General features: G+C 67.7%; 9 protein-coding genes. All 9 read right to left on the bottom strand.

All coding sequences use genetic code 11. The annotated features are described in order from the left end of the window. Nucleotides 1-56: 56 nt before the first annotated feature. From ACOJV7_RS07605 to dcm, 9 genes are read right to left on the bottom strand one after another with little or no spacing between them, the layout of a single operon-like run. Nucleotides 57-2,837, bottom strand: coding sequence for a DEAD/DEAH box helicase family protein (locus tag ACOJV7_RS07605; protein ID WP_420189529.1), 2,781 nt, complete (start codon nucleotides 2,835-2,837; stop codon nucleotides 57-59). A 33-nt stretch (nucleotides 2,838-2,870) separates the two neighbouring features. Next, complete coding sequence (pglZ, locus tag ACOJV7_RS07600; RefSeq protein ID WP_420189528.1) at nucleotides 2,871-5,177, bottom strand: BREX-2 system phosphatase PglZ; 2,307 nt, start codon at nucleotides 5,175-5,177, stop codon at nucleotides 2,871-2,873. Then, nucleotides 5,174-8,836 carry a BREX-2 system ATPase PglY family protein gene (locus ACOJV7_RS07595; RefSeq protein WP_420189527.1) on the bottom strand — a complete coding sequence of 1,221 codons (3,663 nt, stop codon included), beginning with the start codon at nucleotides 8,834-8,836 and terminating at the stop codon, nucleotides 5,174-5,176. Before ACOJV7_RS07595 ends, pglZ begins: the two co-directional genes overlap by 4 nt. 5 nt (nucleotides 8,837-8,841) lie before the next feature. Beyond that, a complete protein-coding gene (gene pglX / locus ACOJV7_RS07590; RefSeq protein WP_420189526.1) occupies nucleotides 8,842-12,378 on the bottom strand; it encodes a BREX-2 system adenine-specific DNA-methyltransferase PglX in 3,537 nt (1,178 codons plus the stop codon). Nucleotides 12,379-12,391: 13 nt separating this feature from the next. Next, entirely contained in the window at nucleotides 12,392-16,495 is a 4,104-nt protein-coding gene (gene pglW / locus ACOJV7_RS07585; protein WP_420189525.1) for a BREX system serine/threonine kinase PglW, read from the bottom strand. Nucleotides 16,496-16,526: 31 nt separating this feature from the next. Further along, nucleotides 16,527-17,528, bottom strand: coding sequence for a PD-(D/E)XK motif protein (locus tag ACOJV7_RS07580; protein ID WP_420189524.1), 1,002 nt, complete (start codon nucleotides 17,526-17,528; stop codon nucleotides 16,527-16,529). Continuing rightward, the gene (locus ACOJV7_RS07575) at nucleotides 17,525-19,726 is read right to left on the bottom strand and encodes a Z1 domain-containing protein (RefSeq protein ID WP_420189523.1); all 2,202 of its coding nucleotides are present in this window, start codon (nucleotides 19,724-19,726) and stop codon (nucleotides 17,525-17,527) included. The genes ACOJV7_RS07580 and ACOJV7_RS07575 overlap by 4 nt, the downstream gene beginning before the upstream one ends. Nucleotides 19,727-19,748: 22 nt before the next feature. Next, nucleotides 19,749-21,980 (bottom strand): ATP-binding protein, encoded by a 2,232-nt coding sequence (locus tag ACOJV7_RS07570; protein WP_420189522.1) that lies wholly within the window; start codon nucleotides 21,978-21,980, stop codon nucleotides 19,749-19,751. Between the two features lie 18 nt (nucleotides 21,981-21,998). Next, on the bottom strand, nucleotides 21,999-23,312 hold the full coding sequence (gene dcm, locus ACOJV7_RS07565; protein ID WP_420189521.1) for a DNA (cytosine-5-)-methyltransferase: 1,314 nt from the start codon (nucleotides 23,310-23,312) through the stop codon (nucleotides 21,999-22,001). Nucleotides 23,313-23,605: the final 293 nt, after the last annotated feature.

Raw genomic sequence — 23,605 nt, 5'->3', positions numbered from 1 at the left:
CCACGCCAAGAACAGCATCAACCAAGCAACATCACACGATCAACGGATGCGTTGGGTTACACCTCCTCCCCGAAGAGATGCGAGAGGTCGAACCGTTCGTTGATGGAGTCCAGCTCGTGGTCGAGTCTGGCGAAGTCGGGCCACTCGGACTCCAGGCGTCGAAACTCCGCGTCGTGCCCCCGGCCCGGCAGCACGTGATGCACCAGCTCGTGCCAGAGCAGGTACTCGAGCACCTCGTCGCTCACCTGCGTGCGGGGCGCTTGCAGCGCGGCGTTCACGCGTATCACCGGTGTGCCGCGAGACCTGCCCTGCAGGCGGACACTCCAGTGCGCCCAGGTCCCCTTGAGCGGCTGGTGAGTCCAGGCTGCCGTCGGCAGCCACGCGACCTGCAGAAGGTGCGCCTGCTCCGGTGCGGCCACCTCCAGGATCTTCCGCCCACGAGCGGCCGCCGAGCGGTACAGGGGTTGCAGGTCCCTGTCCTTCCGGCGGGACAGCCGCGGCTTCGCGCGCCGCGTCGGGGCCGCCGAGGTCACGCTCTCGGGATTGCCCCGTCGCGGCCCCTCGGTGGATGTCGCCAAGAGCTCCTGCTGCACAGCGTCGAAGAACTGGTGGAACGATCCGAAGGCGCTGCGCGCCAAGGATGTCTCGTACACAGCGCGGAGCCGGCTCATGCGCTCACCCTCCTCCAGTGGGCCCGCCGCCCGGAGGTCACGAACGATTGCCGCGATCGACATCGACGCCCTCACCGGCGCCAGCGGCGGCGACACACGTTGCGCCCGGCAGTACTCGATGACAGCACGAATGTCCGAGGTGACCGGTTGAGGAACGGGTAAGTCGTCAAACATCTCGACCGGCCTGAGATACCCGCCTCCAGACACCTCTTCCGTAATCACCTCCTCCCACCGGGGCAGCGCGTGCCGGAACACCGGAACGTTGAGGTAGCCCAGCTCGTAGAAGCCGATCAGGTCGGTCGACTCGAGGGCACCGGCGTACGGGAAAGCTGAGTGGATGTCGCGATACGCACGCGCGATCCGCTCCAGGACGTCCTCGGGGATCGGCTCGCCCGTCACCTCGTCCCGCACGGGCGGAAGCCTGTGCTCACCTCCGTCGTGCGTGTGCACCTGCCCCGGCAGATCGGCGATGTTCACGGGCGACAGCACGTCCACGTCGTGTGACCAGCGGTCGCGCAGGTCGACCACATGGGCGATCTCCTCGCCGCCCCCGGCGACGCCGCGCAGAACCCTGCCGATCATCTGGCGCATCACAATGGGGCTGGACGTAGGACGGGTGAGGAAGGCAGTCCGGGCGTCCGGCACATCGACCCCCTCGAGCAACATCCCCACGCTCACCAGGACGGCGTTGCCCTCGCTGCGGCGGAACCTGGCGAGTTCCTGTCCGCGGTCGACCTCAGCGCGACTGTGCACGACTGTCGTGGCGACGCCCGCGGCCCTGAACAGAGCCCCGAGATGGTCGGCGTGCTTGATGTCGCAGGCGAAGACCAACGTCTTTCCCCACTCGTCCTGGCGCTCGATCCAGGCGTCCACGATCAGGTGGTTGCGCCCCTCACGGTCGAGTGCCCGCAGCACCGATGGAGGCAGGTCTCGTCCGGCGATCTGGCGCACCTGCTCGTCAGTGAGGTTGAGTGACTCCCCTGTCGGCACGGTGTGGAGCTGAGGTCTGGCCAGCACTCCGGACTTGACCAGGTCGCGGGTCTGCACATCGGCCACCGTCACGGGAAAGCGCTTCCGCAGAAGCGCCGTCATGTCCGCGCCACGCGGCCAGGGGGTGGCGGTGAGGCCAACGAGGAGTGTCGCCGGGGAAGTGTCCTGGATGAAGTCGAGCAGTTTCCGATAGGTCGGAGACACCGCGTGGTGCGCCTCATCGACGACCACGATCGTCGGGCGCGTCAGGAACGTCCCGAGCCTGCGCTGAGAGGCCTCGGCGAAACCACCGCCAAGCACTGACTGCCTCGTCGCGCACAGGACATCGACGTCGCCGTCTCCGAGCGCCGACGCGGAACCTGCACCGCCGTGGACCACCCGAAGGACGCGGCTGTCACCAACCGCGAGCGTCGCCGCGTGATCGGCGAACGCGCGAGCAGACTGGTCGACCAGCTCCTGCTGGTCGGCCAGCCACAGCACGCGCAGTGAGGGATCCTGTCCGAGCTGGCGGAGCAGCCAGGCCACCATGGTGAACGTCTTCCCGGCGCCCGTGGGCAGCACCAAGAGCCCTGCCCGTTCCGAAAGGACCCGGGCTCCTGCCATGTCGTCGAGCTTGGCCCAGGCGTCGCGCTGATGGTCGAAGGGCATGCGTCGATCAACAGCTCCTTGACCCTCCAGGAGGATGGGCTCTGCATTCCTCCGGCCGCTGACTCCTCCTGGCCCGACCACCGGGGCGGGCCTCTTGTAGTGGCTGACAAAGAGGGAGTGCAGGTTGGCCAGGAACGTCTCCGTGAGATTCCGACGCTGGAAGAAGGCCAGGATCTCGCCCTTGGTCCCGAGAGCTGCAGTGCGGTCAGGGCCTGACAGGCTGAGCTGGACAAGCCTGGCCAGGCCGTAGAGCTGCACGCGTTTCAGGTTCGGAAGCCACTGATCCCTCAGCACCGGTCCCACACTCGGCATGTGGCGCTTGTTGAGTGGTCTTCCGAGCGCTCGGGTGGCTTGTCTAACCAGACCATCGCGATCCAGCTCGCTGAGCTTGTCGGCCTCATCGGGCCGTCCCTCCGCCAGGTAGGCGACTTCGAGTAGGCGCAGTGTGAGGCGCGCGTCGACTGCCTCCCAGGTGAACCTCTTGGTCATCCTCGGGTGGCCGGGTGCGACCTCGACGTCAACCGTCACGTGTCCCGCCTCTCTGAACTGCTTGGGCGAACGTCAGAACAACGTCGAGCCATCCTCCGAGACGTCCCGACTGGTCTCCTCGAAGCTGCGCGGCCGATGCCACCACGTGGGCGCCTGGTCGCCGATCACCACGTGCCCGGGCACCTCGGTTCCCCTGCGCGCCATGACCATCCAGGGGATCGACATCTCCGCGAGCGCTGCTCCCCCGTGATAGCCCTCGTGGCGAGGCCGATATCGGAGCGTCTCGCTGACGGCCGCGACGACGTCGCCATCGCCCTTCAGCACACGTCTCCCTGTGAGCCGCACTTCGTCCTCCTCCCGGATGCCGGGATCTCCAGCTCCCGGAGCCGGTCGCCACCGCGAACCTCCGCCTGTGGCAGTACGCAGCTCACCCTCTACCGGCTGGTCCACCACGTGTCCGTGGTCGCTCGTGAGTACCACGACCCGCCCAGCCGCGGCTGCCCGCTCGAGAAGCGGTCGCAAGTGACGCACGGCGTCGACGGTCCACCGCGTGCGGGCCGGGTCACCGCCGGAGAGGCTGTCGTCCACGGCGTTGAGCACCGCCCCGACCACCTCGATCGACGAGTCCTGGATGGCGTCACGCACCACCGGCGACAAGTCGCTGCCGCGCGCGGACTCGAGCTCGCGCTCGTGGAAGAGCACCGCCGACCCCAGCACCTCGACGAAGCCGCGCTTCTCCTGCGCCTGCTCCCCCTCGACGAGACGACCTGACAGGAGCGAGGCACGCGAAACGCGGGTCACGGTGGGGAACGCCGCCAGCAGCCCGCCTCGACGACCGACGTTCACGTGGGCGTGCTCCACCCAGCCCATGGCGGTCACGGACTCTCCGATCTCGGCGGCGACCGCTGCCGACATGCCGTCGAGCACCAGGAGCAACGTCGGCCTGCCAGCAGAAGAGACATGCCGCAGCCACGCCAGCGCGTCCTCCACCGGGATGAGTGAACCGAAGTCCTGATCGGCTCGCAGCGCTGCCGCCACATGCTTAGCCGCTTCCCGGTCGATGACCGCCCGCGCCTTCGACGCCGCGCCACTCACCGTGCCCAGACCCTCTGACGCGCCGAGATCGGACGCGCCGTTGGCCACGGTCTGGCGGGCCCGGTCGACCCAACCCCCGACCCCGATCTGCCAGGCGAGTGCGCCCAGCGCGTGGTCCGGCGGCGAGACGTCCCCGCCGAGCCAACGAACTAGGCGTACGGCCATCTCCAGGCAGTCGACGTCCTTCTCCTGCCGGGAGCTGTCGCCGGTCCGGACCCCTGCGAGATGGTGCGTCATCACCGACGTCCAGGCAGACTCAAAGGCGGTGACCGCCCGCGGGCTTGGTGCGGCGACCCAGGCGGCCAGCGCGGCAGCCACGGCGCGCGAGCGAGCAGTGAGTCCTCGTGGCAGGAGCGCGCTCCGCTCGGCTGCCTCGGTCGCGTCCATGCTGCCGAGCAGCTCCTCAGCCCGCACCAGCACCGCCCTCGCCTCCTGAGGGTCGCTGGCCAGCCGTCTCTCGACCCACCCGGTCGCGAGCTCGCTCCAGTCCTTGACCTCGTTAGAGCTGAGCGTGCGACCGAGTCGCTCCTCCATGCGTCCCTGCGCTCGAGCGTCGGAGCTCCCCTGCCAGAGCAGACCCGCGGCGAGCCCCAGCGGAACCGCATCCGTGCCGTCGCCGCGGCCTGCCAGCTCCACGACGGGGCGGGCCTCCGCCCCACACTTCTCGATGAGCCAGTGGGTGACGCGATGGCGCAGCGGATCGTCAAGGTCGTGGAGCGCGAGCACTCCTCGGTGCTCGCGGCTCCAGTCCATGAGCCCAGCGGCATCGATGCGGCTCGGGTCCAGGTGGATGACCTGTTTCACGAGCTGGCGGTACGCGTGGTCGTGGGTCAGCACACCCGCAGGCGGGGCTGCCCAGCCCCCGACGGGCACTCGGTCGACCAAGGCGCGCGCCACGACCTCCCCCTCGCGTACCAACCCTCCGTCGAGAATCGCGTCGGCCTTCAGCCCGAATGCCAGCCGCACCGAGTCCCACAGGTCGACGCCGAGCACCTGCTGTCGCACAGCCCGCGACAGCAGGTCTGCACCCAGCTCGGCGTTGGTGACATCGGTGAGCACCACCAGCAGGCCATCGGCGTGCGCGGTCATGGCGTCGCGCACCGCAAGCGTTGAGCGCGCCGTGCAGACCCGGGCCACGACGGGGTCAACCCGCACGTTGTCGGGACCCGACCACTCTGGCCGAGCGCTGAGCAGGAGCACGCGCTCCGGACGGTTTCCTTCGACCCAGTGGCGTTGAACAGCGTGCTCGACGGTGCGCAGGGTCGCCGTGGCCACGGGGCTCACGGGTCGAGTCGCCAGGTGATGGTGACCGATCCGGTGTGCCGCCCGGCCGCCTCTCGGATCTCCCCCAGAACCGCGTCAAGCTCGCCGACAGGCACCGTCCGCAGCTGCCGAGTGGGATCCACCGGCGGCGGAGGAGGAGGTGGCGGTGGCGGTGGCGGAGTAACCGTCAGCAGCTGGATCGCGGCCCGCTCGATCGACGGGAGATCGTGAACCAAGCTCGCCGAGAGCTCGTCGCGAGAGGCCGTGTCCCCCAGCCGTGCCAGCAGCGCCTGGGCCTCGTCCTTGCGGTCGTCGGCGATGCTCGGCAGCGCCCTGAGCACGTTCCACTGGGTGTTGCGGAGCACCTGGGTGAGTTTGGGCATCGACTCGATGCTGCGGCGAGCTGCTTGGGGCGAGGTCGACCACGAGGTCGCCGCGAGGGTCTGCACGAGGGCGGCGTCGTCGGGCTCCGTCATCAGCGCATCGAGCAGCGTCCGCACCGCGGCCGCGGTGGTCCAGCGGTCGACCGTAGCGTCGGAGACCGCCAGGTCGTCACGGTGCTGGGCCAGCAGCCTCTCCAGCTCACGCGCGTCCCCGGCCTGCCGTTGTGCCAGTTCGCGTGCCCCGTCGGCGAGACGCAGGAGGTTGGACGCGTTGCGCAGGTCGGTGACGCTCAACCCCAATGCCTCCCGACCGGCCAGCACCGCGCGGTTCCACGTCTCCTCCTCGGGCAGCTTCGGCTGTCGGAGCTCGTAGGACACCGTGACCTGCTCCGGCGACGGAGCGCCGACCAGGACCCCGTCGCGGTACCAGGCCAGGTCCTCCACCAAGGCGAACACCCGAAGGATCAGGCCGCTGACGGCGCGGTCCAAGCCGCGGGCCTCGGGCTCGTCCAGGTAGCTGAGCAGGTCACGAACCGGCAGCACACCGGACTTGCCGTCCTTCGCGGCAGCCTGCAGCAGCCGGCGCGACCATGGGAAGGTGCTCGAGTCGAGGACGACGTGGTTCTCGTGCATGCGACCCACTTCGAGCGTGTTGCAGATCCGCCGCAGGACCGTGCGGTGCGGTGGCTCGACGGTGAGCCGGCCGCCGGGGCTCTCGAACGCCTCCTCGAGGTACTCCAGCACGCGCCGGACCTCCACGGTCCGGACCTCTTGGTCGTCGGGCACGAACCGCGGGTGCGCGGGCCAGCTCCACGCCACGGCCTGGCTGACGACGTGCCGGAAGGCGTCCGAGAGCTGCGCCCCGACCGGGTTCTGCGGGGTGAAACCATCGGCCAGCGTCACGAACGCTGAGTCCAGGGCATTGGCCGTGTCGATGTCGGCCTCGACGCGCTTGGCCACGCCATAGGCCTGCTTGAGGCAGTCCGTGATGCGTTCGCGCAGCATGTCGCGACGCTGGCGCAGCATGACGCGCGCCTGCTCCCGGTCGACGGGGCTCAGCTGTGAGGCGTACTGGTGGAAGCGGTCACCGCCGAGCAGATGTTCCAGGACCACGAGCGTGCCGAGGTCCTCGAGGCGGTGCGCGGTGAAGAAGGCTGGGATCCACAGCAACGTGTTGCTGCGGACGCCGCGGCTCTCCAGCGCCTCCACCCGCGACAGGTCGCTCATCGGGTTCTGGCCCTCGCTGTCGAACGGGTAGTCGACGACCACCTTCCAGCGATCCTCCGACGCCATGAGCGCAGCATCAGGCAGCTCGGAGGCGTCACGCACGTTGCCGAAGACGAGGTCGACGCTGACGCTTCGCCCGCGCCAGATCACCGTCTGGGACTGGACTCCGTCAAGCGTGTTGGCCTCCCTTACAGCGAGCGACTCCCAGACGAGCTCGCGCAACGTGCGGCGCCGGTTGCCCTCGTTGTCGACCGCCCGGGCGAGCTCGATGATCTCGTCAGGGTTGACGTCGGTCAGCTCGAGCGAGATGACCGGGTCGTCTCCCTCCGCGACGTGGATCTCGCTCACCTGGGAGGCGAGCTGCTTCATCTTGGCCAAGACGACGGCGATCTCCTCGCCGGGAAGCCAGGCCTGGATGGTGCCGTGGTTCAGCGCCGCGAGACGGCTCGCCGTCAGGCCGCTGAGTGCGGGCACATCCGGAGCCAGCGCTGACAGGATCAGGGTCTTCACCAGTCGGTCGTCGGTGTGGAAGGCGTGCCCGGAGGGCAGGGCCTTGGCCTGCTCCTCGGTGACCTGATGCATGTCGAGCAAGGCTCTTCGCAGGCGCGTCGAGTAGATGCGGCGCGCCTTCTCGAACTGCTTGCCCAACTCGGCGGTCACGGCCTGGCTGTCCGAGGCGACGAGGACGTCGAAGAGGTCGCCGACGGGCACCAGGTCGTTGACCTCGAGGTCGTCGCGCCCGTTGACGAGCAGCTGCAGCATGACTTTGAGCGCGGTGCGCTCCCGCTGCAGTGCCTGGGAGAGCGCCACAAGGGTCGCCACGAGTGCGGGGCTGAACGGGTAGGTCTTGCGGAACGCCTCCTGGTCCGAGCCGGTTCCGCCACCCTCGTGCTGGCTGCCGCTGAGCAGCACGTCCCACAGCTCAGGCCGGCGGTCGATCCGAGCGAACGCCTCATCGAGGACCGCCTTGGCCTTCTCGTCCTTTGGTTTGAGAAGGCGCTTCTCGGCGATGACCGGAAGGTTGCGGTCCTCGAGCTTGATGTCGTCGAAACGGCCACGTGACCAGCCGAACACCTCGCCGAACGCGGCGCGCTCCGCCCCGGGCACGTGCTCGCCGAGGAACTCGGTGATGTCGCGCTGTCGAGAGATGAGGCTGACCAGCGGGATGGTGCGCCGGACGTCCTGCGCCTCGACGAGCTTGGCGAGCTTGGCCCCCTCGCTCGTCACGAACTCTCGGTTCTGCAGGTGTGCGGCCAACCACAGGATGAGCTCATCGAGGAACAGCACGATCGCGTCGTAACCGAGGTCGCCGGCATGCCGGCTCATCGTGGCCAGCCCGGTGTCAAGGTCGACGTACGAGCCCGTCGTGGCGAATGCGGAGAACATTGTGCGCACCAGGTCGCTGACGAGCGCGCTGCGCTGCGGGTCGCCCTCGGCGCGGCTGCGAGCCTGGTCGTACGTCGCGGCGTCCCAAACCGTTGCCACGCCCGCCATCCGGCCGAGCCCCCCGAAGCCGGCCGCTGTTGGGCGCTCATTGAGGATGGCGAAGAAGCGCTCGTCGCCATCCTGCGCACGCCGCTGATCGGCGTTCTCCAGCAGGGCGTCACTGCGGTGAACGGCAGGCAGCGGGGCGTCCGGGTGAGCCGCACGGATCTGGGCAACGTAGCCGCCAAGGACTGCCTCCTCGAGGTTCTTCGCACCGATGAGGTGGTAGGTCAGCGGCAGGATCCGCTTGCCCTGGAGGTCTGCGTCGTACTTCGTCACGACCGCGCCGAGCTCGGGAATGGCGCGGGCGTCGGGGTCGTGCAGCAGCAGCTGGTAGAGCACGGCCATGAAGTGGCTCTTGCCGGAGCCGAATGAACCATGCAGGAAGGCTGCGCGAGATCGCTTGTCCTGCAACGCCTGTGCCACCAGGCCGAGCGACTGGTCGAAGCACTGCGCCACCTGCGGTGTGACGACGTAGGTCGACAGCGTGCGCTGCTTCTCCTCGACGCCCTCTGCGAGGCCGACGACGAAGTCTTTGGCGGTGACACGTTCGGGGATGTCGATGACATCGCGGAGAAGGGTCACTGAGGTCAGCCTCTCGGGGTTGCGGCGCGTCGGCCGCGTGTGGCAGGTGCAGGTCGCCAGGCGGCGACGTCGTCCCGGGTCAGCCCGAGGCGGGCGAGCTCGCGGTCGAGGGTGGCGGTGACGGCCTGTGCTGGCGAGGTGCCCATGCGGGGGTCGACGTCGCTGTGCCACTGCTTGACCCAGGGCTCGAGCTCGGCGACCCCGGCCCACAGCGGGGTCAGTTGCACAGCCTCCCAGGCGTCGGTCTGCGCCCGGCCGAGGGCGAGCGCGGCAAGGGCCAGCGCCTGCTCAGCGTGGTTCCAGCCCGCCCAGCCGAGCACGAGACTGGAGTCGGCGCCCCGCTCGGCGCCCGGGTAGGAGATGAAGCGCTCCTTGGGCACGTCGAGCTTGCCGCGATGGCGCCAGTACGAGGGGCGGGCGAAGTCGACCGGCTTGTACTTCGGCGGCACGGCGATGGTGCCGACCTTCTCGCCGGCGTCCTCACGCCGCTGCAACTCCCACGTGCTCTCCCACTCGGCGCGGACGCGTAGACCAGAGTCCTTGTAGCGCAGAGCCGCCAGGAACGGCACGTGCTCGTCGACCAGGAGCCGGGTGAGCTCTTTGACGACGTCGCTGCCGCTGCGACCGGTCCAGAGGTCGAGGACGGAGAGGAAGTCGGCATCACCGGCGAGCCGGTCGGCTAGCTGCGCGATCGACTGGGGCTGCGGCCGGCCCGCATTGTCGCCCCACAACTCGGGGGCCTCTAGCCGGGTAAGCAACCACCCTCCCAACGCACGCTGCTCGCGGGCTTCCCAGGACTCGCTGGCCCAGCGACGCTTAAACTCCGGTCGCTCCAGCAGTCGCAGATAGGGGCGCTCCTGGATGACCGTCTGTCTGCGGACGTTCAGGGCGCGATACTCCTCTGGCCACTGGGCGGACGGCTCGGCGGTGGGAGTGCCGCCATGTCGCTCGAACCACGGGGAGCTCGCCTCGCCTTCGCTCAGCAGTTGTCGAGCCATGAGGACCTCAAAAGCGCGCTCGCCGAGCAGCAGTCCGGGTAGGTCGGCGCCACGATAGGTCAGGTCTTCGTCAACAAGGCCGTATAGGGAGTACACCTCCCAATCCAGTTCCTCCTGCAGCGAGACCATCTCCGCCCTGATGGATTGGTGTTGCTCATGCGCCTCGTCAAGGAATTGCCGCGTCGGCGCCTCGTGCGGGTGCAGCTCCGAAAGATCATGTCCCTTCAACCGCCTGGATAGCTCGTCCAAGCGACGCGAGATGGCCGTCGGGGCACCGTTCGGCAGCGGGAACTCCTGGAGCTTCGTTCCGGTGAACTCGTAGAACTCTTCCCAGTCGTCGCCCCTATAACCTTCGTTGACACCCCCATTTCCCTTGCCATGGCTGACCTGCTTTAGCCAAAAGCAGGCGGCCGACGAGTTGAGGAGCCCGAGCAGCTCGAGGTGCTCGTCCTCTGTCGCTCCCTCGGGCAGCTTGATCACAGGCGCAGACTGTTTGAAGACCTTCCCACCGCGATCCATCACAAAATGGTTGTGCGTAGCCACGAAGGCGAACGCAATGAGTAGGGACGCCTTGATGCGCGCCCAGGACGGCAATGTGTACTCAAACCACTCGAGATCGCGATCCTCACGGGTCTTGCCGAAGGCCAGACCCGACCTCAGGTTGCTCCGGTAGGGCCAGAAGACCGGCGAGGTGGCCAAACGCGTCGCAGCGCGCCCACCTTCGTATGGAAACACGGCCACCCCAGCGTCATGAATCCCAAAATCGCGCACCCGATCGCCCTCGACAAACGTTCGGATCTCTGCATGAGCCTGTTGCCACGACGGCGTGGGACGTTCCGATGAGTAGACCTCATCGTCGCCAGTGATTAGGCCGAATCCGATCGACTCCACGCGATCCCTCAGCCTCGCCGTCCGGGCTAGACCGAGTGCCGCCATTAGATCGTCGGCACCACCGCCACTTACGGACCAGGGGTGGGTGGCTAGCCGCTGGCGCAACACATCAGCGACGGAGATGTAGTCGTTCTCGAAGCCGGGCTCGCTTAGATGCTCGACGATCGACCGCCATACAAAGCCCATGGCCGGGTCCGCTGGGGCTGAGGGCTCGCCACGGATACCGAGGACGGCACGCAAGTTGGTGGCGCGCGGGTGACGGCCACGGCCGACCAGAATGACCGTGGGTGTGCCGTGACCGGGGATGTATGCCCCCGAGGTGTCGATGACGTAGCTCAGGTCGATGGTGGGGAAGAACTGCTCGATGAGTTTCTTGCCGAACTCGCGCTTCATGAACGAGTTCGACGTGATCTGGCCAACGAAGCCAGCCCGATCCTTGTCGCGTGCCGCAAGCCGGAAGAACAACTCAGCGAAGGGCACCGACAGCGCGTACTTGCCGGAGCAGGTTGGGTAGGCCCCTCGGTAGGCCTCGTTGAGGGCTCTGTCCTTGACGGTGATGTACGGCGGATTGCCTACGACGACGTGGTAACGGCCGGGCTTGAGGATGTCGGGGTGTTCGGCGAGGTCCTCTGAGGCGTACTGGTGCTCGCCGAGGCCGGTGTCGAAGAGCTCGCCCTGGCGCCCTTGCTCATAGAGGAGCGAGTCGCCGGTGCCGATGTGCAGGTCGTAACCTGGCGCGTCGGTCAGCCGGTGCAGTCCCGATGCCTTCAGGGCTGCGAGGGTGAGCCGGAAGCGGGCGATGGCGGACGCGAACGGGTTGATGTCGACGCCGTGGATCGAGTCGAGCGCGGCCTGCACCCGCTCTCGCAGGTCCATGCCGGGCCGCTCTCTGCCCCAGCGGTCGAAGAGACGCTGGAACGCGCCGAGCAGGAAGTGGCCGGACCCACAGGTGGGATCAATTAGTCGCAGACCGTCGAGCCCGAAGGTCTCGATGGCCGGGTCGAGGGTGAGATCGAGGATGAGCTCCTCGACAAACTCCGGGGTCTGCAGCAAGGCGTACTGCTTGCGGGCCGCCTCGGAAAGGTCCTGGTAGAGGTCGCCAAGGAAGCGCGTCGACAGGTCCGGGTCGGTGAAGTCGTGATCGAGTACTCCCGCCTCGGATGCGCTGCGCCAGAACGAGATCAGTGACTCTGAGGCGTCGGCGGAGATGGCCAGCCGGTGCAGCGGGTTGTGCTTCGGGTCGAACAGCGCGGCGACCGCGGGGTGGCTGGCGAGGTGGTCGAAGGCGGCCAGCAGCCAGCCGCGCTGGTTCTCGTGGGAGTTCTGAAGCAGCCATGCAGTCTCCCGCTCCGCTGCCTGACGGCGACGATCGCCGGGGCCGGAGATCCATGGATCGTGGATGAGCCCGTTGTCCTCGCAGAACCGCACGAACACAGTGCCCAGCACCCAGGCGACCGCGGCTTGGGTCACCTGGGCGTCGCGCCACTCGCTGAAGGACACCGCGGTCCGGCCGACCTCGACTGCCCGCGTGTGCTCACGGCGCAGCCGGTCGGCGACCTCGGCCTCTTCCGTCGCCCGGGCACGGACGTCGCCCTCCAGCACGCGCACCTGGCGCTGCAGATCCTTCAAGAGGGACTTCTGGTCGACGGTCACGTCGTGCTCCTGGTCATGCGATCGCTGAGACTGGGGGTTCGAGCACCCAAGCCGTTGGCAGGGTGAGCCACTGGGTCGGGGCGCCGACGGGGACTGCCGCGCCGTCGAGATCGTGCGACGAGCCGCTGCTCTGTGGGGCCAGCAGCCAGACGGCGTGGTCGCGCCGAGCGGCCAGGTCGGAGAGCGGCACCAACAGGTCGACGCAGCGGTGCCGTGCCAATATGCCTGCTCCCGTGAGGATGCTCGGGCCGCCGAGCGAGCGGACATGCTCGACCAGCGGCTCGGCCACTGTGCGGACGATCTGGTCGAGCTGGGCGCGGTTCGGGTCCGTGGCCGAGAGGGCGTCGGCACCAAGCACGAACGACCAGTCGGCTCCCAGCGCGTCGGCCTCTCGGCGCAAGTTCGCCATGAGCCAGGCGGTGACGTCGAGCTCAGGCACGGCGAACTCGTCCCGGAGCCGTCGGGTGGCGGCCGCGGCGTGGCGCTGGGAGACGGCGAGCGCCAGGAACCCCTGCTCTGCCAGGCTGCGCCGGAGCACATCGTCGACCTGTCGGACGTCGGCTGTTCCGGTTGGACCGTGCCATGTGGAGGACCTGGCTCCGGTCCCGCTGGAGGCAGACGACCTTGGCTGGAACACGTCGCCGTTCCAGACCAGGTCTGCTCCACTCTCGGCGAGAAGCACGTCGAGCTGGGGCCTGTCTGGCAGCGGTTGGGCCTCGGGGAAGCGAGCCCGCACCCGGCTCTGGATGGTGTGCGGCTTGAGCCCGTGCGCGCCCGCCACCAGCGATCCGGCGGCCAAGCGCAAGGCCCGACTGGCCGACATACCGCGCTCGTAGAGCTCTCCCCGCCCGCTGACCGCGGCGGCGCCCGACGCGGCTGCGGCCAGGGACAGGACGCGGCTCGCGCTGAGGCCTTCGAGGGCTGTCCCGGCGACAATGGCGCCGAGCCGCTCGGCGACCGTCGCCGGGGTGGCGAGCGTCTCACCACGGCCCAGGTCCTCCGCAGCTCGCGCGAGCCTCGCCGTCGTGTCGAGGCGCTCGTCCACGACGCTGGCTTGGCCGTCGCTGTCGCCGGCGACCATGACCACGTCGGAGACGCGACGCATCCCCACCGTGCCAGCACTGCCAGGCGAGTCGACCACCATGTGCAGCAGGGCGAGCGCCTGCGCAGTGCGTTGCGGCTCTTGCGCATGGGAGCCTCGCGCGTCCAGGAGGCGTTTGGCGATCTCGTCAGCGGTGGCGGCACCGCCAAGACCGTCGAGGAGCTCCATGACCTCGGCGCGCAGCTCGGCGGCGAGCTGCCGTGTGGCCGTCGCCTGGAGGTGTTCGTGCCACGCCTGCTTCACGACCGGGCGGGTCACGTCGAGCGCGTTCTCGACCTCGGTGGGCGTGGGCCAGGAGGTGGGGTCGCTCCGGGTGGCCGGATCGGGCTGCCCCAGGAAGAAGCGGACCACGCGGGCACCGTCCTCGTCGCCGTCGGGGAGGACCCCAGAGACGAGCGCGTCGACGCTCCGACCGTGGGGGTCAGCGGGGGCAGCACTGCCCAACCGTGAGCGCCACTCCCGCGCTCGTGCGACGATCTCGTTCTTGACGTCCTGCGCGGCCCCCCGAAGCTTGGGGAGCTCGAAGGCGTCGAGCCCCAACAGGTCGCCGACGGTGGCAAGACCGTACTGTTCCAGCGCTGACTGCGCTCGCGCAGACAGGCCAGACTGCGACAGCGGCGACTCGAGTGTCGCCTGAGCCGCCGCCGTGTCAGCCTCTTCGGCGTCGGTCTTCCCCGCGGCAGTGAACACGGCCGCCCAAGCTTGTGCCAGGTCATGTGGGTTGGCGAAGCGGGCGCTGGTGTCGCGGGCGAGGGCGCGTTGGAAGAAGGTCACCATCGCTTCGGCCGCGGTGGGATCAAAGGCGGCGCGGTCGAGGGTGACCTCGTGGTCGACCAGGGCCGGGTCGTTGCGGGCGTCCCCCCACCGCGGTAAGCCGCCCGTGGCCATCTCGTGAAGCGTGACAGACACGGCGTACAACTCTGCTGCGGGATCGTAGAGGCTACGCGCACCCGTCCCCAGGAACGGGTCGCGGTACCCGGGCGTGCCAGCATCCAAGTCGCGCGCCGGCACGCTGGCGAGGGAGAAGTCGAAGAGCACGAGGTGAGGTGCGCTGTCGGACGAGCGCTTTCGCACCGCGAGGTTGGCGGGCTTGATGTCGCGGTGGGTGATGCCTTGCTGCTCGAGGAGGTCAACCATCTCGATGAGGTCGCGACCCCATCGCTGGAGCTGGTCGAGGTTGAGTCGCCCTGCCTCGCTGATGGTGCTGGCCAGGGTCTTCTGACCCGCGAGCTCGACGAGCAGGCACGTGCGCCCCGACACGACGAGCGGCCCTTGGATGAGGCCAGCGACGAGATCGGACTTCGGCACGCGCGCGAGGACTGTGGCCTCCTCGACGAGCCGGTGGGCCTTGGTGTCGTCACGAGCCGCCTTGAGGACCGCTGTGGAGCCGCTCTGCTCCGTGACCAGCAGGGCGATCGAGGTGGAGCCCTGTCCGAGCTCGCGGACTACCGTGAGGCCGTGCTGGAGCACGTCGCCGCCGCTGGCCTCCAGCGGGTCGAGTCCGGTGCGGGCCTCCTCCGGGCGCGTGACTGCCTCGAGCACGCCGTCGAGCCCGTCGATGAGCTTCTCGATGCTGGCCGTCCGTGAGGCCGCTCGGGGATCCGTGGCGTCAAGGACCAGGATCTCGAGCTCGGGCGACGGTGAGTCGAGTACGGCGGAGAGGCTGAGCCCACCCTCGCGCTCAAGGCGCGCGCGCATGTCGGTCGGATCCGCGGCGGGGGCCGCACCGGTGAGCACGAGGTAGGACAGCGCACCTAAGGAGAAGACGTCGGCAAGCCGCCGGTCGGCGCTGACGCCTCGCAGCACCTCTGGCGCGGTGTAGATGAGCGACAGTCCTGCCTCGTCGTGCAGCGCGAGGTCGCGCGCGTGGTGGGTCGTGGCGCCGGACGCGATGTCGACCGGTCCTGCTGCCTGCCAGTCCCGCACCAGGACAGTGGGCTCGGCCGCGTGGGGGCTCTCGACCAGCACGGCGGCGGGGTCGAGGCCTCGGTGGACAAGCCCGTGCCCGTGGGCGTATCGCAGGACTTCGGCGATGCCACCAATGACGTTGAGCCGCGTCCCGAGGTCGGCGGAGGCGCCGGGGCCCGCGACCCAGGTGTCGAGCCGAATGGAGTCGGGATGGTGGTCGTAGACCAGGGCCGCGATCGCGCCCTCGGTCTCAGCGAAGGTCTTGGGCCTGATCAGCCCCGGGTGGTCCAGGCCTCGGAGCATGCGGTACTCACGCTCGGCCGCTCGCCGGACCAGCTCGATGTCGCTCGGGGCCGCTCCGGAGGGCTGGAACCAGCGACGCACCCGCGCGTGCTCGTCCGGGAAGGCCTCGTGCTCGGCGAGGTTGTCGAGCCATCCCCAACCGGAGGCCACCGGCTCCGGCTCGAGCTTCCACTCGCCCACCTTGAGCTGGGGCACGGCCCGGCGAAGTCCGGCGTCAGCGATGAGCCTGGCCAGGGCCTTCTCCTGCCCGGCGCTGACCGGGTTGCCTCGGTCCGGTTCGCGGCTGAGCCCGTCGAGGACGATCCGCGCAAACCCCTGCCCTCGCGGCTCCTCCCGACCGTAGATGCGGCGACGAACGTGCTGCGGGAGGCCGCGGCCATCTACCCCGGGACCGTGGAGGAAGAGCGCCTCGTGGACGTAAGGCACGGTCACGTTCTGACGCAGTCGCTTGGCGTGGTGGTCGAGCCAGGAACGGAAGGCCTTGGCCTTGGCGTTGGTGAGGTACAGCGGGTTGCGTCGGGCCCGGGGCATGCTGCCGGGTGAGCCACCCTCCCACCAGTCGTAGTCGTCGCCCGAGATCCGCCCGGCCCAGGCCTTGAGCTCGACCAGGTGTAGCCCCGCGGGTCCGAGCACCAGCAGGTCAACCTCGTAGGGCGTGCCGTCGACGGAGATGAACTCGAAGTTGGACCAGGCGCGGTACGGACTCGAGTCGGGGAGATGGTCGCGGACGTGCTCGAGCCCGTCTCGCTCGTGGGCGTAGCGCGACGGGGTGACCTCGGTCCAGCGGGGCGAGTCGGGTCTCACGCGCTGCTCCCCCGTTCCTTCGTCCGTGCTGTCAGGTCTGTTCCTCTGCTACGGCCTCTGCGACCAGGGTCGAACTTATCAACGCGGCCAGGCCGCTCGGCGCTGGATCGGGCTCGACATCGGTGCAGTCGACCTTGAGCTTCACCTCGAGGATGGCGGGGTCGGCGGCGTCGACCCTCGGGATGTCTCCTGCGGGTAGCAGGAGGGCTGACTCATGGGCCTGCTGCTCGTCGAACCGGTGCTCAAGGTGGTTGGGCCAGTCAGCGCCCAGCACGTCGGCAACCTGCTCATGGACCTTCATCTGACGAGCAGCGTCGCCGGCGAGCAGGTGCTCGAGCCGTGCGACGAGCTGCCCGATGGACGTGCCGGCGTGCGTCTCGGTCGTCATGATCGAGAGGACCGTGACCGCGCTGCCTGCGACAGGCTCGAGCTGCGGGAGTGAGAACTGGTGAACCCTCAGGTCCCTGGTCGTGGCCTTGACCTCGAGGCGGCTCCCGGGCGCGGAGAAGTCGAAGCGGGCGTCGACGTGGGCGTGCCACGCGTCGACGAGAGTCGCGGGAACGGTCGACTCGACGATCGCCAGGATCTCTGCCCAGAGGCCCAAGACCGAGCCCCTCATGGCGGCGTTGGCCGCGAACAGCCGTACGAGCCTTCGCATGCCCGAGCTGACCTCGCCCGGGGCCGGGTCGGGGCCTAGCAGCCTCACCAGGGCCGCCACGACGTCGAGGAACGGCGGGACGAGTGCCTGGTCGTCGACCTGGAACTGGACGACACCGAAGTCACCCTCCTCCCCTGGTCCGGCAGCATCAGGCACACCCAGGGTGCATCGAAGGTTAGGGTCGAGGGAAAGGCGACGCAGCCTCGTGGGAGGTTCGGGGTCCTCGTCGGCGGGGGTCAGGAGCACCAGTGCGCCGTTCAGGCCCCGACCGATGCGGTAGTTCTCGGCGCCCGGGATGGGCACGACGTTGAACCCGCTATCGGCAGGCGCTATGACCGTCTCCAACAGGAGGGCCAGGTCGGTGCCGGTGGTCACTGGCCGTCACCGTGCTGAACGAGGACGCCGCCGGCGAGGGACGCGGGGACGCGGAGACTGATACCCGGGACGCTCGGTCCGACTGGTCGTCCGTCTGGACCCTTGACCTGGACGTTGTGAACCTGCACCGACACCACGCCGGGGGTGAAGAACTCCTTGTCGCCCTGGTAGGGCCCCTTGGGGCTGCGGCCCTGCTGCAGGTTGTTCACGGTGATGTCGTCGGCGCGCAGCGAGCGCTCACGGACCTTGAGACCGTCCATGAGGGTGACGCTGGCCAGCAAGCCCGGCTGCTCGTCGAGGCGAGCACGAAGCAGCAGCACCGCCTGCGTGACCAGTGCGCGATCGTCCAGGTGCCCCTCCCAGTCCACCAGGAGGTGCTCAAGGAGGGCGGGGAGGTCGAGCTGGAACGTCGAGTTACGGCGATCACCTTCACGGGTGTCACGAGGGTCCAGCACAGGAGGTGCCTTGAGCGCGAGGACCATCTGTTGCACCAGGGCAAAGTTGTTGGCCCCAGCGGTGCCCAGCTGACCGAGCCGCGAGACCGAGACCCAGGTGTCGCCCGGGATGCGCCCGTGGAGGTACGGCAGGTCGACCACCGCTCTCCGACACGGCTTGAAACGAGGGTCCAGCAGCATCTGACGGGTCCACTTCTTCAGTGGGATTCCCTGCCGCGAGACCTCTTCCAGCTCCTTGCGGAGGATCTGCTCATGCTCCACGTAGTGCTCGAATGCATCCGCCGTGGCCGGTGCGAGCCACGCTCGACAAAGATCGCCGTAAGCCTGCTTGTAGCCGAAGAAGCGGGCCCGCTGCTGGATGCTGTCGGCCAGCCCGGTGCCCACGCTGCGTGGCATGTAGGTGACCGCCAGCCCTTCGACGGTGAAGCCTCGGTCGAGCTTGTTGCCGCCCACGAGGACCCACGCAGGTGCCGTGGCCCACTTGATCTCACCGTCAGCGGATGTGCCGGAGTTGACGACCTTCACCTGCGTCGCACTGATCCAGAACGGCACCTCGGTCAGCAGGTCGTCGATCGGCGGCAGGGGCGAGGAGGCGTGCTTGACCAGGTCCGCGTATGCCGGGGTGAAGTGCGCGTCGACAAGCTCCTGACGGTCCAGGCCTGGCGTGGTCAACAAGGCCCTCCAGGCGTGGAGGAGCGTCGTGACGAACTGGCCGTACTTGTCCTGCAGTCCCTGGGTGTGAGAAGGATGTACAAGCATGGAGACCTGGCTGTTCCCGCCTTTGCCAGCGAGCACCAGCAGGAAGGTGGCGAGCGCCTTCTCGAGGGAGTCTGGCGGCTCGACGAGTCCAGGGTCGAGGGCAGTGCTCACCTCCGTCGTCGACAGCATCTTGAGAAAGGACGACTTGTGGTCGCCGAAGAAGTACTGCCCGCCGGTGTAACCCGGGCCTGGCTTCAGCACCGAGACGAAGTCCGGTGAGAGCGCGTCCGCGAGGTTGACGAGCAGCGGGGCCTGAGGGGTCGCCGTGTACATCACGTAGCTGTGCCGGGGAAGAGCCTCGCGCAGCTTGACGATCGCGCTGTAGGTAGCCGTCTCGTCGTCCTTGGCGACAGCAGCGTTGAGTCCAGCCTGGTCGGCCTCGTCGTCCACCACCAGGACCGGGACCTGATCCATCGTCAGTCCGTACTGAGCCATCGAGGTCAGGAGCTCACGAAGCTTGGTGAGACGCGTCGCGTTCTTCATGACCGTGATGACCGTCGTGCGTCGGAACTTCTCGGGAACAGTTCCCTGGAGGGAGTCCCGAATGAAGTTCGCGACGTGGCCTGTCTCATGGCCGGCGACCGGGTTGTTGAGCAGATACCACGGGGAAAGTCCGCCGACGCGCTCGACCTCCAGGTCCTTTGCTAGACGACCGGCCGTCTGCTCGTGCAAGTTCTTCTTGGTTCCCGCCAGCAGGATGACCAGAGGGAAACCGTTGTCGCGAGCCATGGCCATCAGCGCGGTGAACGACAGCGTCTTGCCACTCTGAACGTAGCCAACGACAAGGCCCGTGCGGTTTGCCCCAGTTAGGTCCTTCGGCCCGCGGCATCTCGAGAGAATGCTCGCCGACTGCTTGCTCACCTGCGCGCGCGCCGCGTCATCGGAGAGCGAGCGAGCGAGCAGTGAGGTCGTCTCTGCCCCAACGGCAGGACTCCACAGCGCCAACGGGTCGACCCCCACGCTGACCACGTCAACGTGCTGCATCGTTGGAACGTCCATGATGGGGTCACACCTTCTTTGAGAGGATGTCGCGCAGCAGGTTGTTGACGTGCATCGTCACGAGTCCCGGTTGTTTGGCACCGCTGCGGCGGGCAAGCTCCTGGCCCAGCCCGAGAGCGACCGCCACGCGCCAGACGGGTTCCAGCTCCTGGCCCGGCAGCTCGCAATACGCACGCATGAACGGATGTGCCTGGTTGACGGTGAGGGTAAGCCTTGGCTCGGCGCCGCTCTGGTCAGGCAGCACGCTGAGCCAGTTGGAGTTGCCCTCGTCGCTCACCAGTCGGAGCTCGACGCGCCACACCTCGCCGAGGACCGCGAGGTCGAGGTCCTGATCAACCTGCACGACCTCGTCCGATGACGGCTGCTTGTTAGGCACGTTCCCGGCATCGGTCTCCTGCGACTCGCCGTGGAGGTAGGGGTCCTCCACGTCCATCTCGATGAGGGGATCGTGGATGTCGGTGATGACGGAACCAGACCTGAGCGCCTCAGCGATCCCTCGGATCATCTCGCCTGTGAGGTCCGTGGGTGCAGGGTCCACCTGCCGCGACCGGTACTCCTTGGCCTGACGAAGCAGTGGCTTCGGCGCAGCCTCGAGCTCAACGCGCAGCGCCTCGATGAACTCCTCCTCCTCGTCGTACCAAACGAGCGCGTCCTTCGTGTACGTGACGTTGAAGTCGTCCATGTGCAGCTCGCCAAACACACGTTGCGAGCGGAAGTCGTTAGAACGCCCGAAGATCTCCTCAGGTCGGTAGGTGTCCTCGCCCGCGCCCGTCACGACCTTGTTGCGGTAGAAGAGCGCGAGCCCAGCCGAGCGCGTCGCGCCCTTCTCGCGAATCGAGACGAAGCCCTTGACGCGACGACCGGAGTCCAGTCGTAGGTCGACGTCCTTGCGCCAGGTAATGGGCTCCCCTCCGGGATCGCTCCACAGCGGCGCCGTGAGAACGGGGTGCTCCTGAAAGGTGATGGGATCGCCGTTGAAGAGCAGCTCGACGTCGCCGTTGCGAAGGAACTGGCGGTAGATGGCGCCGAGGTACTCCTTGATCTTCGCCTGAGTCTTGGTCTGTGGAGTCCGGTAGAGATTGCTCATACGGATCTCGGTGAAGTGCGTCCGCCAGTCGGTGGGCTCATCGATGACCGCGAGGGTCTCGTCGCGCGTGGCGACGATCTCGGGGATGTCGAAGCTGACGGATCGGATGATCTCCTCGCCCAGGTGGCTGGTTCGCAGCGACCAGTTCTTGGCGAACCAGCAACAGGCTGCTTTCATCCCCACGCCGAACTGGCTCAGACCGGTGGCGTCCGTCGGCGGCTCGGCGACCAGGAAGGCGCGGTGCCAGTCGCCGTGCGCGATGCCGGCGGCGTTGTCCCGGACGACGATGGTGCCCCCCTGCGTCTTGTCGATCTCGATCTCGATGCGCAGGCGATAGTCAGGCTCGGCGTCTCGAAGGCGGTCGCGATTCGAGAGGTAGCTCTGGATGCCGTTGTCGACGAGCTCACCGAGTGCGTACCAGGGCTCGTACTTCATGTGCGGAAAGAGCCCGAGCATGGCTACGCCCGGACGAATGCTGACGGCGTCACTCATCGCGTTGTGTCCTAGTGGTAGTTCGACCCGCTCGACGTCCACCGACGCCGGGCTCCTACGGTCAGGGTAATCGTGGGGTGCGACAGCGTCCGTCTGGTCCGGTTGTGCGTCTTGGGCCGCGCGGGCGGCATGCTTCGCGGACGTGGCGGCTTCCCGGATGACCCGTCGGACCTCAGGTAGATCGATGTCCCTGAGCAGGCCTGATGGGGGTAGCCCTTCGAGGAAGAAGTAGCCGTCCTCCCACCAGACGGGGACGGCCAGACCGAGAACGTCGTACTTGACCGGCTTCGGCGGGTACTTGTCGACCTGTCGAAGGACACCGACGGGAACACCGGACTTCATGCACTCGACGAGCCCAACGTTCGCGTACTCGCGATCCCTCAGGTCGGGATCTTCGCCTTCCTGGTGGTAGGCGAAGTACCAGCTCCCGTCGCCACGATGGTGGACCTCCCCATCGGCGTAGGGACTGCTCGCCTGTATCCGGATGCTGAGGGCGTACGACAGGTCCCGAGGCTTGAAGATTCCTTTTGGTCTGGTGACCAGGAACGAGCCGTCAGAGAGTTGCGTCGGCCAACCCGTGACAGCCCCGGCTCGGTCCAGGAACCACTGGAGCCGCTCCTGGTGCGACGGGCTAAGACCGAACAGGCTTTCCAGATCCATTCGCTCGAGTCTGCCTGCTCAGGCGTGTTTTGGCCTGACTTCCGGGTATTGAGGGCTGTTCGTCACAGCCGCTACCAGTTCTGCCCCGCCCTCGGCTCGGGCGATGTCCTTGTGATTGGCCGCGACGTGACGCTTGAGTGCGTAGTAGGCGGCGCCAATGTGGATGGCGTTACCCATCTGCTTGTAGGACTTCGCGTCTGGCTGGTCGCCGAAGTCAAACCAGTCTGGGAAGCCCTGGAGGCGGGCCGTCTCTCGCGGAGTCAGACGTCGACCCAGCGGCCCGTAGACCGGAGTCTGTGCCATCGCGACCAAGGCCGGTGCGTAGGTGGGCTGCTTCGCGCGGATCCCCGAGGGACGGAAATGGAGCAGGCACTTGGTGAGGTCACGGACCGGCCCGTCACCGGCCTGCCACTCCAACTTTTGCCTGCTGGCTGGGAACGACCGCAACTGCGGGTTTCGCCTCAGCCAGCGGTCAATGGCCATCCTGTGGTCGCGATAGAAGGTGATGTTCTTCCGCTCGAAGACCTGTTTCCACTCCGGAGCAGCCTGATCTACAGATGCGTCTGCGTGCCAGTACCCCGACCACATCGGGAAGCCGGGCAACTTGGCCGGACGGACGGTTTGCAGGAAGTCGTTCCACACGCGGACCCACTCCAGCTCATCGGGCTGCAGAGAGTAAACACCTGCCCCCTCGACGCCCGCCTGCAGCACGTCGTCGGCGATACTCCATCGACCTGGGTCCCATCCCGCTACAGGTTTGGCGAGCAACACCGGCTCCACGTCGGTCTCGCGGCGCGCTCGTTCCACCCCGACGTACGTGCCCAGGATGTAGACCCGCTCACGATTCTGTGGCGAGCCCCCAAACTGGGGCGGCAGCAGATGCGGACTGAATACCGCGGGCTCGGATGGCACGCGGTATCCCGCTTCACGGAGGCCTTGAATCACGGCGTTCCAGACGGGCCGCTGTCGTGGGCCGGCCAGGTTGCGAACATTTTCGAGGAAGACCACCGCCGGTTTGCGAACCGCAAGGATCTTCAGGATCTCGTTCACCATCTGTCCACGAATCTCGGACATCCCGCGCTGGTGCCCACCCTTGCTAAATGGCTGGCAAGGGAATCCCCCCGCCAACAAGGCGTGCTCGGGCACGAGCACCTCCGCTTGCGCGGCTACTTCGACCACGTCGCCTTCCGGCTTCAGACCCCAGTTCAGGTCGTAGACCTCCGCCGCGAACGGGTCGATCTCGGAGGCCAACACCCCCGTGCCACCCATGGCGGACAAGGCACCGTGGAACCCTCCTACCCCTGAGAACAGGTCCACGAAGTCAAAACTCACGCTTGGCAATCTAAGCCCTCTCTGCCAGGTGCGAACGGACCGACACCCGTCGCCGGTCTCGACGCACCAGCTTAGGCGCAACCACGGACAGAGCGACGGGTCACAGCCCTCTTGCACCCTGGAGAGATGACCGCTGGCCGGGCCTTCGACGTGGCACGAGTGGTAAGAACGACCATGGCCTTCATCACGGACTTCTTCGCATCACACAGCGGGCCGTCGGCACGCAACCACTCAACCTGCTCGTGCGGGTGGAAGGTCTCCCAGCGCGATGGGCAGCGAGTCCTGCAACTGGA

Origin of the sequence: Knoellia tibetensis, from assembly GCF_048606415.1 — a bacterium.
GTDB lineage: Bacteria > Actinomycetota > Actinomycetes > Actinomycetales > Dermatophilaceae > Knoellia > Knoellia tibetensis.
Note: the sequence above shows the minus strand (reverse complement) of the source record. Positions and strands in the feature narration are given on the sequence as shown.